General features: G+C 42.7%; 11 protein-coding genes. 6 read left to right on the top strand and 5 right to left on the bottom strand.

The annotated features are described in order from the left end of the window. Positions 1-7: 7 nt before the first annotated feature. Together hisIE and corA are read left to right on the top strand one after the other, a co-directional pair. A complete protein-coding gene (hisIE, locus tag J1N09_RS06540; protein WP_265199084.1) occupies positions 8-625 on the top strand; it encodes a bifunctional phosphoribosyl-AMP cyclohydrolase/phosphoribosyl-ATP diphosphatase HisIE in 618 nt (205 codons plus the stop codon). Positions 626-669: 44 nt separating this feature from the next. After that, entirely contained in the window at positions 670-1,764 is a 1,095-nt protein-coding gene (gene corA / locus J1N09_RS06535; RefSeq protein ID WP_265199083.1) for a magnesium/cobalt transporter CorA, read from the top strand. Between the two features lie 40 nt (positions 1,765-1,804). Here the strand turns inward: corA and J1N09_RS06530 are convergent, their stop codons facing one another. Further along, a complete protein-coding gene (locus J1N09_RS06530) occupies positions 1,805-2,233 on the bottom strand; it encodes a hypothetical protein (RefSeq protein WP_265199082.1) in 429 nt (142 codons plus the stop codon). An 82-nt stretch (positions 2,234-2,315) separates the two neighbouring features. Between J1N09_RS06530 and J1N09_RS06525 the strand changes: the two genes are divergently transcribed. From J1N09_RS06525 to J1N09_RS06515, 3 genes are all read left to right on the top strand, one after another. Next, entirely contained in the window at positions 2,316-3,002 is a 687-nt protein-coding gene (locus tag J1N09_RS06525) for a DUF2461 domain-containing protein (RefSeq protein ID WP_265199081.1), read from the top strand. 115 nt (positions 3,003-3,117) lie between these two features. Further along, complete coding sequence (locus tag J1N09_RS06520; RefSeq protein WP_265199080.1) at positions 3,118-3,792, top strand: SatD family protein; 675 nt, start codon at positions 3,118-3,120, stop codon at positions 3,790-3,792. Then, positions 3,789-4,523, top strand: coding sequence for a DUF3307 domain-containing protein (locus J1N09_RS06515; protein ID WP_265199079.1), 735 nt, complete (start codon positions 3,789-3,791; stop codon positions 4,521-4,523). The genes J1N09_RS06520 and J1N09_RS06515 overlap by 4 nt, the downstream gene beginning before the upstream one ends. On the opposite strand, the gene J1N09_RS06510 is transcribed toward J1N09_RS06515, so the two are convergent. Further along, positions 4,497-4,904, bottom strand: a complete 408-nt coding sequence (locus tag J1N09_RS06510) for a glyoxalase (protein ID WP_265199078.1) — start codon at positions 4,902-4,904, stop codon at positions 4,497-4,499. The two genes, J1N09_RS06515 and J1N09_RS06510, sit on opposite strands and share 27 nt — an antisense overlap. Before the next feature lie 121 nt (positions 4,905-5,025). On the opposite strand from J1N09_RS06510, the gene J1N09_RS06505 reads away from it, so the two are divergent. After that, complete coding sequence (locus J1N09_RS06505; protein WP_265199077.1) at positions 5,026-6,387, top strand: NAD-dependent succinate-semialdehyde dehydrogenase; 1,362 nt, start codon at positions 5,026-5,028, stop codon at positions 6,385-6,387. Positions 6,388-6,432: 45 nt separating this feature from the next. On the opposite strand, the gene J1N09_RS06500 is transcribed toward J1N09_RS06505, so the two are convergent. The 3 genes from J1N09_RS06500 to J1N09_RS06490 form a co-directional block, all read right to left on the bottom strand. After that, positions 6,433-9,309, bottom strand: coding sequence for a tail fiber domain-containing protein (locus J1N09_RS06500; RefSeq protein WP_265199076.1), 2,877 nt, complete (start codon positions 9,307-9,309; stop codon positions 6,433-6,435). A 242-nt stretch (positions 9,310-9,551) separates the two neighbouring features. Beyond that, positions 9,552-12,455, bottom strand: coding sequence for a response regulator (locus J1N09_RS06495; protein WP_265199075.1), 2,904 nt, complete (start codon positions 12,453-12,455; stop codon positions 9,552-9,554). A gap of 68 nt (positions 12,456-12,523) precedes the next feature. Then, positions 12,524-15,616 carry a WD40/YVTN/BNR-like repeat-containing protein gene (locus tag J1N09_RS06490; protein ID WP_265199074.1) on the bottom strand — a complete coding sequence of 1,031 codons (3,093 nt, stop codon included), beginning with the start codon at positions 15,614-15,616 and terminating at the stop codon, positions 12,524-12,526. Between the last annotated feature and the right edge of the window lie 13 nt (positions 15,617-15,629).

Raw genomic sequence — 15,629 nt, 5'->3', positions numbered from 1 at the left:
GATCACTATGGAAATCGATTTTAAAAAATACACAGACGGCCTGGTGCCTGTAGTAGTTCAGGATAAATTAACACGCAATGTCCTGATGCTTGGTTTTATGAATGAGGAAGCAGTAAAACAGACTCTTGAAACCAGAAAAGTGACTTTTTTCAGCAGAAAAAAAGGAGCACTGTGGATGAAGGGAGAAGAATCCGGAAATACCCTGAACCTCGTGTCTCTAACTTCGGACTGTGATAATGACACCTTGCTTGCGGAGGTGATCCCGGACGGGCCGGTTTGTCATAAAGGCAGCGATACCTGTTGGGGTGAGAAGAACCAGCCAAAATTCGGATTTCTAAGTTATCTGGAGGATGTTATAGAAGAACGGAAGAATCACCCGGAAATGGAGGGTTCATATGTGGCATCACTTTTCAGGAAAGGTGTGAATAAAGTCGCTCAAAAAGTGGGGGAAGAGGCCGTAGAGCTTGTGATCGAGTCGAAAGATGACAATGATCTTGCCTTTCTGAATGAGGCCGCGGATTTGTTGTTTCATACACTGATATTGCTGCAAACCAAAGGATTTCACCTGCGGGATGTGGATAAAACCTTACGCTCCAGGCATAAGTTTAACCCTTCCTCGGAATAGTTAATCTTGTTTTTCTGTATATTTCTTACGAAATCAAGATTGAAATGGCCAAAAACAACAGAGTCCGATTAAGCAAATTTAAAAACCTGCCAAAGCGCAAGGCGCGGAACTATTCTCCTGGCACGGTTAAATATATAGGCACTAAGGACACGGCTGTGAGTCAGGTTGAGATTATCGACTATTCTCCTACCCATGCAGATTCCTTTATAGCTGAGGGTGTTGAGGAAGCATTTCGATTTAAAACAACCGAGGAAGTAACCTGGATCAACGTTGATGGATTAAGCAATGTAGAGGTCATTGAAAAGCTGGGAGAACATTACAATCTCCACCCTTTAATTCTGGAAGATATCGTTACCACCAATCAACGACCCAGGCTGGATGAATACGAGGATTACCTGTTCATTATTTATAAGATGCTGTATTATAATGATGCATCGGAGCTAGTAATTGAGCACGTAAGTATGGTAGTTGGATTTGGTTACGTAGTCACATTTCAGGAGGCGGATGGTGACGTTTTTGGTACTGTGCGTGACCGAATATTGAAAGATAAAGGAAGGATTCGTAGGGCCGGGTCAGATTATCTAATGTTCGCGTTGCTAGATGCGATCGTGGATAATTATTTCGCTGTAATTGATTCTCTCAGTGATAGAATTGAATTAATAGAAGATGTTCTCTTTGATTCTGATGTACATGGCTCAGATATAATAAAAGATATACAGCTACTCAAAAGAGAGGTGTTAAAGATCAAACGAGCCATAACGCCCTTGCGCGAGGTGATCAACCGATTGGAGAAGTCGGAAATTGATATGATCGACCCAAAAACGAATAACTACCTCCGCGATTTGTACAATCATATCCTTCAGATAAGTGAAAGCCTGGATTTATATCGCGAGATGACCTGGGGATTAATGGATATGCATATGACGAACATTAGTAATCGCATGAATGAGATCATGAAGGTACTTACCATTATGGCCTCGATATTTATTCCACTTACGTTTATGGCGGGCATATATGGTATGAACTTCGATTATATGCCAGAATTGAAATATAAGTATGGTTATTTTGTCCTTTGGGGCCTCATGCTACTTGTGTTTTTGTTGATGTTGTGGTATTTTAGAAGAAAAAAGTGGATATAAAAAAAGCGGGAAATGATCCCGCTTTAAACTATTCTTATCCTTATCGCAGCCAACCTTTTTGGGATGCACCTTTACTGTAGAAGTAAAGGAAAATCGCCACTATGATCACTAGCATAGGCATTATTGCTGCTTTTGCTCCTTCTACGTCCATTACTTCGGTCGCGAACAACCAATAGCACATTTGAACCAGGACTGCCAGCAGGGAGAGCCCAAATAGGGGAACCGATAGTTTCTTTTTTACCAGCATCAGTATGCAGGCAAATAACCCGGAAAATATCGCCAGGGCGAACACATAATTATACCAGGAGGGAAGCCCATCGACGATTTCGATTAAAGCTTCTGTCATAGTGTCTTTTACGGTATCGTACATGAGTGTTGATGCCAGATATTGAAATACCCCAAAGAGATACCATAAAAGAGCTAGAACAGCAATGATCCAAAAGCCAGTGTTGGGTTTGGTGGTTGTCATAATACATTGGTTTTTAGGGTTGAATAGATAAATGTACTGAAAAATAATTAAGCGTATCTTTAATGCACTAAGCGACAGAACTATGAGTACAGTGATCACCAAAGAGATCTTCAGCTTTCTCAAGCAACTAAAAAAGAACAATTACCGGGAATGGATGCAGGAAAACAAGAAGCGGTACCAGGCCAATGAAAAACTGTTGAAGCAGTTCTATGCTGATGTTGAAGCGGCCCTGAATCAAACCGATGAGATCGCCAAGGTAAAGGTGTTTCGAATTAATAGGGATATTCGTTTTAGCAAGGATAAGACCCCGTATAATGTTCATCGGAGCGTTAGTTTTAGTAGGGCAGGTGCACATAGAAGAGGAGGTTATTATCTTCGGCTAGAACCCGGTAATTCCTTGATGGCGGGTGGTTTCTTTAATCCGGAACCGGCAGATCTGTTGCGCATTCGGAAGGAATTCGAAATGGATGCTTCAGAAATAAGGGAAATACTCTCAGACAAGAAATTCGAGAAGGCATTCGGGGGATTCAACCAGGAATATGCAGTAAAAACAGCCCCTAAAGGTTTCAGTAAGGATCATCCCGATATAGACCTCATTCGACTAAAAAGCTACTTTGTTACACATTCTTTCACCGATGAGGAGGTGTTTTCGACCGATTTTAGGGACAATCTGGCGCATCACTTCGGATTGTTGCGACCTTATTTTGATTATATGAGCGAGGTACTAACCACCGATCTCAATGGGGTATCACTACTGAATGATCAATAGACCATCATTACTTATTATACATGAGAAATATAATAAAATAAGCTAATAAATAATAAATATAAGTAATAATAGTTATATTTGTAGTGAGATAGTTCATTATTCAAAGTAAAAAAGAATGAAAACTGCAACCGTAGCGGTAATAACTGGAGACCTGGTAAATTCCTCGGCATACAGTCAGAATACGATTCAGACGATTATTCAACGTTTAACCAATGAATTTCAGGTAATCAGTCAGGAAACCGGGGATGATGTCACCGCTTTTACCCTGTTTCGTGGTGATAGCTTTCAGGGTATCGTTGAAGATCCCTCACAGGCCTTGCAGATCGCACTGCGATTAAAAGCCTTGATCAACAGTTTTAGTGACAGTGGTGAGGAGGCAGGGAATACAATTCCTGTGTCGGATGTACGAATCTCCATTGGCATAGGAGAAGCAAGCTACGATGTAAATGCGATTAATGTGAGTAATGGCGAGGCTTTTCAGTTATCCGGACGCACGCTGGACAGTATGAAAACCAAGCAGTTAAAAATGGCACTCACAACCCCGAATAGCAATATAAATGATGAATTCAGGGTACACATGAAGTTTCTGGACAGCATCACCGACCGATGGTCAATGGCCTCTGCTGAAGTTGTCTATTTTCTTCTGAAGCAATTAAAAGAAAAACAGATCGCTGAACAACTTAATAGAAGCCAGGCTGCAATAAATCACAGGAAAAAGGCAGCAGGCTGGGAAGAGATTCGTTTGTTGCTACAACGTTTTGAACAAGTAATAAAAAGTGAATTCGTATGAATCAGGAATTGATTTTTGCCTTGCAGTTACTGCTCGCACACGTAATAACCGACTTTGTCTTTCAATCCAAAAAGTGGATAAAGCAAAAACGCGATCGTAAGGGAAAGTCCATATTCCTGTACATTCATGCTGCCCTTGCCGGGCTGTTAACCTATTTAATAGTTCAGGACTGGAGCTTGTGGGAAGTTCCGCTTATCATCGCCGTTACCCATTTTTTCATCGATCTGTGGAAACTTCATCAAAAATCGGATTCGCTTGTGTACTTTCTTTGGGATCAGTTCTTTCATATTGTTGTACTGGCCCTCGTATGGTTATATGCCACAGAGAATTTCGGTGAACTTATCCCGTTCGTTACTTCCGCACTGGCATCTGAAGACTTCCTCATTTATGTAACAGGTTATCTCATGGTGATCTTTCCCATTGGATTCATCATAGGAAAGGCTACACGTGGCTGGCAAAAGGAAATTAAGAAAGAAGATGGTATCAAAAGCCTGGATAAGGCCGGCAGGTATATCGGGATATTTGAACGGATTCTTGTGCTTACCTTTATAATAACTGATAATTTTTCGGCTATTGGCTTCCTTATCGCCGCCAAATCGATACTTCGATTCAGCGATAAAAGTAAGAGTGGTGCTCGTAAACAAACCGAATACGTACTTATAGGAACATTGATGAGTTTTGCCTTAACGATTGTGATAGGCTTCCTAATGCGCGTACTGATATTCCAATAGCTGGACGTTACTCTTCAGTCTTTCCTTAACGATATTCATCATCCGTTTGTTCAATGCAGAGGAATTCAAGGTATACTCTTTATATTCCTGAACTGTAAACTGTCCAATGATGATGCCTTTCAGTGAATTGCGAAATTTCATATCCTTGTGGATAGCGTTTTCGATATAATCGAGTCGTTTCTCAATGGAAAGGTCGTAAAACACATTTTTGTGCTTTCGGACATAATTTCTGAATACTTCAAGTAAAAGTTGATTCTGAAGCTTGGCTACAGGGCGTAGCGTTTGATTCTGAAAGGTTTCTTCTGAAGTCATTGCGGGGTTCACGGTCGCTGAAGGAATTTCTGGCCTTAAATGTAGCAGCGACCTGTCACGTGGTTCCATAACTAGGTGTTTGAATAAAAGTAGGAAAAGACGGTCGTTTAAAAAATTTCAGAAGGATAAGTTATAAACTATGTTTTCAACAGCTTTCGATGTATTTTTATAGGTCTGAAACACTAGCGCTATGAAGGAGGTTCAATCCATAAATCCTTATAACAACAAAGTTGTAGACACTTACACACTACATTCTTCGGAACAGCTGAATGCCCTGTTAGAGCGGGCGCACCGGCGTTATCTGAAATGGAGGAAAACTCATTTTTCGGAGAGGTCCGAACTCATGAAGAAAGCCGCCCATATATTGAGAAAGGATGCAAAGTTATATGCTAGCAACATCTCAGATGAAATGGGAAAACCGATTTCCCAGGCTATTGCCGAGGTGGAAAAGTGTGCCTGGGTATGCGATTATTACGCCGAAAATGCGGAATCTCAGTTGTCTAATGAAACAATCGAAAGCGATGCCGATATTAGCTATGTGCGTCATGAACCTTTAGGAGTGATTCTTGCTGTTATGCCATGGAACTACCCTTTCTGGCAGGTATTTCGTTTTGCTGCTCCCACATTGATGGCCGGAAATGTGGCTGTGTTAAAACATGCGTCCAATGTTTTCGGAAGTGCCTTAAAGATCGAGGAAGTCTTCAGGCGAGCAGGTTTCCCTGATCATTCTTTTACAACGCTTTTGGTGGGTAGTAATCAAGTTGAGAGTATTATTGATAATCCTGTGGTGAAAGCCGTCACTTTAACAGGAAGTGGTCCTGCTGGTTCTGCAGTTGCCCAAACGGCAGGAAAGAACATTAAGAAAAGTGTCCTGGAACTGGGAGGAAACAACGCTTTGATAGTTCTGGAGGATTGCGATATGGAAAATACCCTGGAAACCTGCATACAGGCTCGGTTTCAGAATACGGGTCAGAGTTGTATTGCCGGAAAACGCCTGCTAGTCCAGGAGTCCATTTCCGAAGAATTTATTCAGAAACTAGTTAAAAGAGTTGAAGAATTAAAAAGTGGAGATCCTTTAGATCCCGAAACCTATATAGGAACCCTGGCAAGGAAAGACCTTGCGAAGGAACTGGAATCACAGGTAAAAGATACAATAGCCGCCGGGGCCAAGCTGGAAACTGGGGGCAGGAGGGAGGAGGCCTGGTATGCACCTACTGTAGTAAGTGGTGTGACTCCAGACATGGTAATGTTTAAGGAAGAGACCTTCGGACCGGCACTGAGCGTGACTACATTTAAAACGGTTGAAGAAGCAATTGAGCTTTCAAATGAATCAAAATTCGGACTCGGAGTTTCAGTATTCACAACGGATATTTCCAAAGCGATGGAGATGATCCCGGAGTTTGAGGAAGGCGCTGTTTTTATCAATGAATTGGTAAAAAGTGATCCGAGACTGCCCTTCGGTGGTGTTAAAGAGAGTGGTTACGGACGTGAGCTCAGCTCTCATGGGATAAAGGAGTTTGTAAATACGAAAACCGTTTACATTAAAAGGTAATAACCCCGGTTAGGGCAAACCGGGGTGGCACAAGTAGTCTAATGGCTATTTATTTAGCATAGCCTTTATAACCCCCAGTTCACGTTCGAGTTTTTCAAGTCTTATTTCCTGTGATTCGATGATTAGCTGTTGCTCCTGAATTGCTTTTATCGCCATGACGGTGAAATAATCGTAATTGATCCCATAGAACCCTTCCTCGTTCATTTTAACGGCATCCGGAAAGATGGTTTTAACTTCCTGGGCCATAAAACCAGCGGAGCGTGATGATCCCGTTTGTTGGTCTTTGTATAGATATGTAAAAGCGTCTAAATCATTAACTTTAGATAGCACACTTTCCATAGACGATATATTTTTCTTTAGGCGTTTATCTGAAGTGATCACATAGTTACCTGTACCCGCTTCCACATAAGCTCTGCGCACGCCATTCTCTGCAAAAGACAAATGGCTTCCCGAGTGATATACTTTCCAATTGGCCGTGGAGCTGGCACTCTCTAGACCAAGGCCACCAGCGGATGCCTGGGTGGTATTAGACTGTTTAATGGTGAGATCGTGGGTAGGAATTGTGGTCATTATTCCAATACGGTCCAGGTTACCCCTCACAAAGAACAAATAGGGTTCGGTGTCGCTTTCAATAGCGAAATTAGTGGCCAGACCCTGCTCATTGAAAGTCACATTTCCTGAGGCAGGCATATAATGCTGAATGGCTCCGTTGTTGAATAATGTGAAAATCCCATCATCCCCTAGATCGGTGAGGCTCGCCAACAGTGTACCGGAGGTGGACTCATCAAACCAATAAGTGTCACCTCCAAGGTATGTATTTCCATTGTCCCTTACCTCAAAATGGTTGAGACCAGCATCCTGTACGATGAAGTCGCCTGAACTGTTTAGGTTATGCGTGAGCGAAAAGGTGTTATGAGTGATGGTTGTATTTTGATTAAGGCTACCACCCAGGGCTACATTGTTCCCTGAAGCACTCAGTCCGTTATTGGCGGTTACCCCAGTACTAAGGGTTGCCCAACTCACATTTCCAACGCCGTCGGTTTGCATCACCTGGTTAGCTGTACCTCTTACTGCTGGTAGGATATAGTTGTTCGTTCCTGTGGTTCCGATTGAAACGCGTCCTAAAAAGTAGCCAGCAAAACTTCCGCTCTTTCTTACATCCGAATACAGTCCGTAATGTTGCCCTCCAACACCAGTTAGAATTGATACATAGGTTCCGATTTTTGTTCCCGCTCCTGCGCCCGAAATTGTTGTGTAGTTTCCATAGATAGAACCAGATCCTGAAGAAGCCATATTGTTGAATACTCCGAAACGGTTATCGTTACCAGAGTCTTCGAACCTGTTGTACAATCCATGTGTTATTCCTCCGGTCCCCTGGAACCTATGGTAGGTGCCATATTGGGTGGTAGAATTATTACCTGAAAAATTTTGGTAACTTCCATACTTATCTCCGCTTCCTGAACTTGCTATTGCATTGAAAGTTCCATAGGTCTCACCTGAGCCGGTTCCTCCCATATTATTATAGTCACCGTACTGATTGCCATTGCCCGAATTGCTAAATAAGGTATACTTTCCGAATTGAGCAAGGTCCGAAGTGGAACCCATATAATTATAGATTGCTATTTGCTGTCCTGCACTATTACCCTGCAATCTATTGTAAATACCATAATGATCACCTCCGCCGCTGTTGTCGATATTGTTATAGACGGCATAATGGTCACTATTTCCGGAATTAAAGATATCATTCCTGATTCCGTACTGATCTCCTGTCCCTACTCCGACTAAAGAATTAAGTACCCCGTAATGTGTTCCTGATCCTGATCCGTTCAGAAAACTATAACTTCCATAATGATTTCCTGCGCCGGTCCCATTTAAACTATTTTGTAGTCCATAGTGATTTGCATTTCCACTATTGGTTATATTGTTATAAATGCCTCGTTGTATCCCGGTTCCACTCGAACCCAGGTTGTTTCTTACACCGTAGGTGTCTGCAGTACCCGAATTATTTATGGTGTTCGAAGTTCCATTTTGGTCGCCTGAACTGCTATTCTGTAAAAAGTTTTCGGTCCCCGTTCTTACCCCTGTACCGTCCCCGGATAAGAAATTGTAGGATCCGGTTTGTAAATTGCTTCCATCTACAGAAAGCCAGCTAAAATGGCCGGTTTGGGTTCCGGTGCCAGTACCCGAGATCAAGGTTCTGACTCCATTGATGTAACTGTTACTATTGGCCGTCATTCTATTAATTACCCCATAATGAACACCAGATCCACTTCCCAGAATCCGGTTTTCCACTCCCACGTGTTCGCCGTCTCCCGAATTGGTTATCCCGTTTACCTGCCCAATGACTTCTCCGTTCCCAGCACCAGTGATCACGTTATACATTCCTCTTGCCTGGCCCATGGCTGCTCCGTTGTATTCCATTTCGTTGAAGATATTGTATTTGTTTCCGGTATTCGTATCAGTGTTTCCATACAGATTTACTAATCGATCGTAAGCCGTAGTTTCCGCTTCAACGTCAAGTGAATAGGAGGGATTGTTCTTCCCTATAGCTACTTGCCCCAGTGTGAATAGATTATCGTTAATACTCCCGGGTGGTGAGGTGGTACTGGCCCGGTGCCAATCTGCATCTCCACCGCTAAAGGGCGCCCATGATGTGGTTCCATTGTCCCAGTAGTAAAATCCCTTTGACGGTGTTCCGTTTCCAGTGGCAAAGACCAGCATCCCATCCTGGGCGGCACCTGGATCCGATGCCGGGAAATCGTCTATCCGGGGAATTAGTAAGCCATCTTCTGATGTAGGCGCGGATGGATTCTGTGCTATTATGTCCAGTGAAGCATTGGGATTGGTGGTTCCAATTCCTACCTGGGCTAATAATGTGATTGGGACAAAAAAAGCTACGATAAAATGGAGGATCGGTTTCATGACTGGTTCTTTTTAATTTCTACTGTTTTGATCACTTTTTCTCTTACTGTGAAGTAGAAACAATACTCGCCGTTCGCTAATCTGTCTAAATTCAGATATACACTATTGCAGGAATGTAATAGGTCTGCTTTGAATTGTTTCTTACCCATATAGTTCGAGAATACAGGGATAAAACTAGTCAGACCTTAAAATGAAGGATACTTGGAATGTAACAAAGGATGGAATAAATGTAACGAGGCTTGTTAAGCCTTATTATTACTGAACTCCTGCGGCGTCACCCCATGGATTTCTTTAAAGCATTTGATATAATAGGAGGGAGTGTTAAATCCAACAGAATAGGCAATTTCGGATACAGTCAGGTTCTCATCCTCCAGCAACTTCAGGGAGGCCTTCACTCTTTCGGTACGAATAAAGGCAGTTGTGCTGAGCCCAAATAACGCCTTAAGTTTTCTGTGCAACTGCATCCTGCTCATTGATAGTTTCTCAGCAAATGCGGCAGCATTGAATTCGGGTTCGTTCAGATGGGTTTTAAGAGCTTGCTTTAGTTGTTCAATAAAAATCGCTTCCGAAGAATCAACAATCGTATCAACAGGTTCAAGGTATAAGGTCCTTGAATACCTGTCGCGCAGTTTATCTCTTGATTCGAGCAGGTTTACCACTTGTTGTTTGAGGATATCCGGGTTGAAAGGCTTCCGAACATAGGAATCTGCACCAACCTGTAGTCCTTCAAGTTCATTCTCTTCTGAAACCTTTGCAGTGAGCAGGATAATCGGTATGTGACTGGTTACCTGGGCCGCCTTCAGCTTCTTACACAGTGCAACGCCGTCCGTTTTTGGCATCATTACATCGCTAATGATGATGTCTGGAACCTTTTCCATTGCCATTTCGATCCCAACTGCACCATCCTCTGCCTGGATCACATTGTAGCCATCATTAAATAAATCGGCAGTAAAGTTTCGAATTTCCTCATTGTCCTCAACAATAAGGATAAGAGGCTTGTTGTCTTCGGAAATTGAATCTTCGAACTGAGGATCGGAAATCGCAGCCTCTTCATTAATCGGAAGAGTTACAGGAAGGTATAGGTCAAAGGAGATCTGATTATTTTGTAACTGCCTGGCACTAATTGTACCGTCAATGCGACTAACGAGCTCCCGAACCAATGAAAGCCCAATCCCGAGTCCGTCAGTAGTTTGGTCGTTTCTATAATGTCTCTCAAAGATCTTTTCTATTTGAAGGACATCGGCCGAATCTGCTACTGGGTTAGTAATAGAAAGCTGATATGCTGATTCATCACATGATGATGTAAGATTTATCGCGCTGCCCTTCGGACTGTATTTTATTGCGTTTTCAATTAGGTTTGAAATGATCTTCTCGAAACTTTCTCTCTGAAATTGAACTGTTGCAATACCAGAATAAGAACTTGCGATCTCGATGGATTTTTCAGAGGCTTTAAAGCGGAACAAGGAAACCAGTTCATCTACTAAAAGTGCGAGATTCCCTTCCGAAACTTCATCGGTAAAGGTATTCGATTCAATTTTCGAAAGATCGAGCATTTGATCTACCATCCTGAGCATCCTGTCCGTATTGTGCTTTATCAATTCCAGGTCCTTACGGCCATTTTCAGGGAGTTCACCATTGTTCAATTGCTTTTCAACCGGCCCTTTGATCAATGTAAGTGGGGTACGTATTTCGTGTGCTATGTCTGTGTATAGTTTCGATTTCAATGAGTTCAGACGAGTAAGTTCCTTATTCACCTTATTTCGGTTGTAGTAGAGAACGATGAGTAATCCTATGAGGATCAGGAAAAATAAAGAAGAGAGGATAAAAATTCTTCTTTGACTTTTCCCTACGGTCTTAGCCCTTAAATTTTCCGATTCAAGGATTGCTATTTCGTTCTCCTTCAATTGATTTTGATAACTTGCTTCAATCTTGTTCAGTTCGGCAGAATTTCTGCGTGATACTATGGTGTCTTTAAGACTGAGATGTTGCCGAAGCGCCTTGTAAGCGGCATTATTATTTCCACTGTTGGCATATAATTCTGACAACTTCAAATAGGTAGCGGATTTGGTTTGAAGATTCAGGGAATCACCGGCATACCGAATCGATTTTAAATAGGCGTCTTCCGCTTTTTCCAAAATGTTTTCGTTTTGATAATAACTACCCAGTTTATGATACGTTCCTGAAACACTGATGGTATCATTCAGGGATAGCTTCATTTCAAGCACATCGTTCAATAACCGGAATCCCTCGGATTTATTTCCCAGAGAAATAGTCGCATCCGATAATGCCATGGCCGATTCACTAATTTGGTAGAGGTCATCTGTTTGCTTGAAGAAATTGTAGACTATCAAGAGGGTATCGTAAGCTTTTTGTGGCAAGCCTTGCTTTAAATAGGTCTTGCCGAGACTTTTCTTAGTTATATAATCACTAACCTCATCGCCGGATATCATATAATATTCACTAGCTCGCTCGTAGTAATTTATAGATTTGTCATATTGCTTCAGATTCGAAAAGATTTTGGCCGCTTCAGTGGCACTATGGCCTTTGATGCTATTCACAAGGGGTTCATCACTCTCCATGCTATCTGCCTTAATAAGGTAGGAGAGTGCGCGATCCAAACGCTCCTGATTCATTAAGCTCAGGGCATTCGAATAATAGGCATTGGCTTCCTGAAATCTCAGATCGTGTATTTTGGAGAGGGCAATGACAGAATCATTGTGGACGATTCCTTTGTCTGCATCAACTTTAAAATTTATATAACTTAAAGCTAATTTGCTATGGATCTCGGCAATTTTTCTGGGATCATCCAAACGCTTGGCGTAAATCATTGCTTTTTTCAGTACAGCCACTGCACTGTCCGGCTCCCGTTTTATAAAATTTTGATAGGCACGTCCGTACCAGCCTATGTAATAGGCCATGTCATAATCCAAACTATCGCCTATAGCAAAGATGCGGTCCAGGTAAATGTTAGCAGTTTCAATATCCCTCGGGACGGTCATATTATAAATAGTCTCCAACGTACGGAGTCTGTCATCAGTAGACTGCGGGATACTCAATGCCCGCTTGAGAGAATCCAGTTTATTTGGATTTTGGCCATTTATCGAATAATATGAAAGTAGAATGAATAAAAGTAAAGTGAAGCGCATATTCCCCTAATATGCGAACTAATTTAAGAAAAAATAAAAAACCCCGCAGCTGCGGGGTTTTTCAGAAATCAATCCTTTTTCAGAAATTCTTCCTTGGATTTCAATTTCGGAGCTTCCATGTCGTTTTTCGATAAGAAACTCATAAACTTCTTGCCTTCTTTTTCCATTATGGATTTGTAACGTGCCTTTGCCGCATCCCATTCTTCAGAGATACGCTCGAAGTTTTGTTTTTGAGCACCGGACACCCGGTCGTAGCTGGAAGCTACATTGGCATACAGATCTCCCATCTTCTCGCGCAACTCAGGATCTGCCGAAGCTACATAATTGTCGCCCGTGGTCACCACAAGGTCCTTCTTCAGCGCTTCCAAAGCATCGTAAAGTTTTTGAGCTGTTTTCTTTCCTTTCGGATTGTTATCCATTACTTCTTTGGCCTTATCCTGAGTTTCGTTCAATTCATATACAGTATAGGCCAGGTCTTCAACCATGTCGAACAATACTCGGGTAAGCTTCTGCTGTTCTTTACGTTCCTCAAGTGTGGTCAATGACTTCTCGTCATATTCCAGTTCTACAATGTGCTCGTAAGTGTTTTTTCCTTTTTTCAGCACTACCTTGTATTTTCCGGCAGGAACTCTTGGTGGCGTAAACCCACCAAAAGACAAGGTCTTAGCTTCGGCCATCTTTGGAGCAAAGGTGTTGTAATTCCAGTTAACTACATTGATTCCTTTCGATTTTCCGGGCGTTAAGGTGGAAATTTTATTTCCGTCCATATCCTGGACCTCCATGGTCATTTTTCCAAAAGTGTGTCGCTTCTTCAGGTAGTAAATGATCCTGGCAGCAGTGCTTTTATTTCCTCCAACAAACTGGGTCTCTCCTCCGAAAGCTCCTGAAAAACCACTTTCCTCCACCATGGTGAATGGCTTTGTAGCGAAAAAGTGAACGTCTTTCGACAGTACTTCCTGCCCCAATTCTCTCAACGGACTTATGTCATCAATGATGATCACACCGCGGCCGTGGGTACCCATTACGATATCGTTGGTTTTCTTCTGAAGGTCGATAAAGTGAACTGCAACCGGAGGCATATTATTTGTAAAATGCGACCAGTTATTTCCTCCATCGATAGTTACATATAGTCCGAATTCGGTACCGAGGAACAACAAGTTCTCATTCTCATAATCTTCCTGGATATTTCTAACGAAAGCATTTTCTTGTATGTCATCCGAAATGATGGATTTCCAGGTTTTACCGTAGTCGGTTGTCTTTAGGGCGTACGGCTTCATATCACCGGTTGTATGTCCGTCAAACACCGCATAAGCGGTTCCTTTACCGTGTACGCTGGCTTCGATATGATATACCCATGTATTGGCAGGGATACCTGTTAAGTTTTCAGTTACGTCGATCCAGTTTTTCCCTCCGTCGGTGGTGATCTGGACATTTCCGTCGTCTGTACCTACCCAAAGAATGTTCTCATCCAGCGGAGATTCAGCGATGGTAAAAATAGTAGTGTGATTCTCGGCACCACTGTTATCCATGGACAAACCACCAGATTCCAGTTGGTTCTGTTTTGTAGGATCATTTGTGGTGAGATCTGGTGAAATGATGGTCCAGCTGTCGCCCATGTCATCCGACTTGTGTACAAACTGGCTACCCATGTAGAACCTGTCCGGTACATGATGGCTCACTGCCATTGGTGCATTCCAGTTGAATCGAAGGTCCGGATCACCTTTTCGTGGCAATGGCTGAATGGTCTTCGTTCGGTTTCTGTCTACATCGTATCTCCAAACATTCTCTGCTCCCTGCATTTCAGAATAAATAATATTCTTGGCAGGGTGTTTCAAAACGCGGAAACCATCTCCGCCTCCCACGCTATTCCAGTCGCGTGCATTCACACCACCGGGCGAGGAGGAAGGTCCGTACCAGCTTCCGTTATCCTGCAAACCACCATATACATTATATGGTTCTGCATCGTCAACACTTATATGGTAGAATTGCGACAATGGTAGGTTTTCAACGATCTCGAAGGTGGTTCCACCATTCCAGGATCTGTAAACACCACCATCGGTTCCGGAATACATGATATCACTGTCTTTAATATGGAAAGTCACATCGTGAATATCACTGTGCATATTTCCAAGATTTCTGAAGGTCTTTCCACCGTCGCGGCTAATCGAACCGCTCAAGCCACCTTTTACGACTACATCAGGATTCCTTGGGTCTACCGTGATTCGTGAGAAGTAGAACGGTCTAACCGTAAGTCCGAAGTCGGCATTGAGATGTTCCCAGCTGGCGCCCGCATCAGTTGACTTCCACAAACCATTCTTTGATTTGTCTTCGGTTTCCAGTACTGCATAGACTATAGAGCTGTCGCTTGGTGCTACCTGAACAGCAATTCTACCCAGGTCTCCTGGAGGGAATCCATTATGGATCTTGTTCCAGTTCTGTCCTCCGTCTGTTGACTTGTACAGTGCGCTATTCGGGCCACCGGAATTAAATCCCCAACCTGAACGGCGAAACTCCCACATGGATGCATACAGGATATTTGGGTTCTTGGGATCCATGATAACATCGGCAGCTCCGGTTGATGGATTCACATATAGTATCTTGTTCCAGGTCTTTCCACCATCTGTGGTTTTATAAACACCACGATCTTCACTGTCGCTCCAAAGTGCTCCAAGAACGCCAACATATACTACATCGGTATTGTTTGGATCGATCACTATGGAGGCAATGCGCTCGCTATTTTCAAATCCGGGAATCTCTTTCCAATTACTTCCACCGTCTGTTGAGCGGTACAATCCATCTCCAACAGAAACAGAATTACGTGTCCAGGTTTCACCGGTTCCTACCCAAATAATGTTATCGGGGTCTTTGGGATCTAGTTTTACCACTCCAATAGATTGTACATAGTCGTCGAAAATTGGAACAAATGTGGCACCTCCGTCGTTCGATTTCCATACACCACCTCCTGCAGTACCTGCGTAAAGGATCCTAGTGTTTGTGGGGTGCATTTCCATGTCGTTTATTCGACCACTCATAAGTGCAGGCCCAATATGGCGCGCCTGCATATCGCCAAATAGTTCTTTTCCTTTAAGTGCAACTTCCTGTGCGGGTAGTGTTAATGGTAAGAATAATCCCGCTAGAAATAAGATGATTAGCTTTTTCATTTTTTGGTATTTG

Source organism: Aureitalea sp. L0-47, assembly GCF_026126405.1.
GTDB lineage: Bacteria > Bacteroidota > Bacteroidia > Flavobacteriales > Flavobacteriaceae > Pukyongia.
This window is presented reverse-complemented; position numbering and strand designations above follow the sequence as displayed.

What these genes read in the sequence shown, in the direction of transcription:
- J1N09_RS06510 (WP_265199078.1), bottom strand. Translation starts at nt 4,904, where the DNA reads ATGGAACCACGTGACAGGTCGCTGCTACATTTAAGGCCAGAAATTCCT.
- J1N09_RS06525 (WP_265199081.1), top strand. Translation starts at nt 2,316, where the DNA reads ATGAGTACAGTGATCACCAAAGAGATCTTCAGCTTTCTCAAGCAACTA.
- J1N09_RS06530 (WP_265199082.1), bottom strand. Translation starts at nt 2,233, where the DNA reads ATGACAACCACCAAACCCAACACTGGCTTTTGGATCATTGCTGTTCTA.
- J1N09_RS06505 (WP_265199077.1), top strand. Translation starts at nt 5,026, where the DNA reads ATGAAGGAGGTTCAATCCATAAATCCTTATAACAACAAAGTTGTAGAC.
- J1N09_RS06515 (WP_265199079.1), top strand. Translation starts at nt 3,789, where the DNA reads ATGAATCAGGAATTGATTTTTGCCTTGCAGTTACTGCTCGCACACGTA.
- J1N09_RS06495 (WP_265199075.1), bottom strand. Translation starts at nt 12,455, where the DNA reads ATGCGCTTCACTTTACTTTTATTCATTCTACTTTCATATTATTCGATA.
- J1N09_RS06500 (WP_265199076.1), bottom strand. Translation starts at nt 9,309, where the DNA reads ATGAAACCGATCCTCCATTTTATCGTAGCTTTTTTTGTCCCAATCACA.
- J1N09_RS06520 (WP_265199080.1), top strand. Translation starts at nt 3,118, where the DNA reads ATGAAAACTGCAACCGTAGCGGTAATAACTGGAGACCTGGTAAATTCC.
- J1N09_RS06490 (WP_265199074.1), bottom strand. Translation starts at nt 15,616, where the DNA reads ATGAAAAAGCTAATCATCTTATTTCTAGCGGGATTATTCTTACCATTA.
- corA (WP_265199083.1), top strand. Translation starts at nt 670, where the DNA reads ATGGCCAAAAACAACAGAGTCCGATTAAGCAAATTTAAAAACCTGCCA.
- hisIE (WP_265199084.1), top strand. Translation starts at nt 8, where the DNA reads ATGGAAATCGATTTTAAAAAATACACAGACGGCCTGGTGCCTGTAGTA.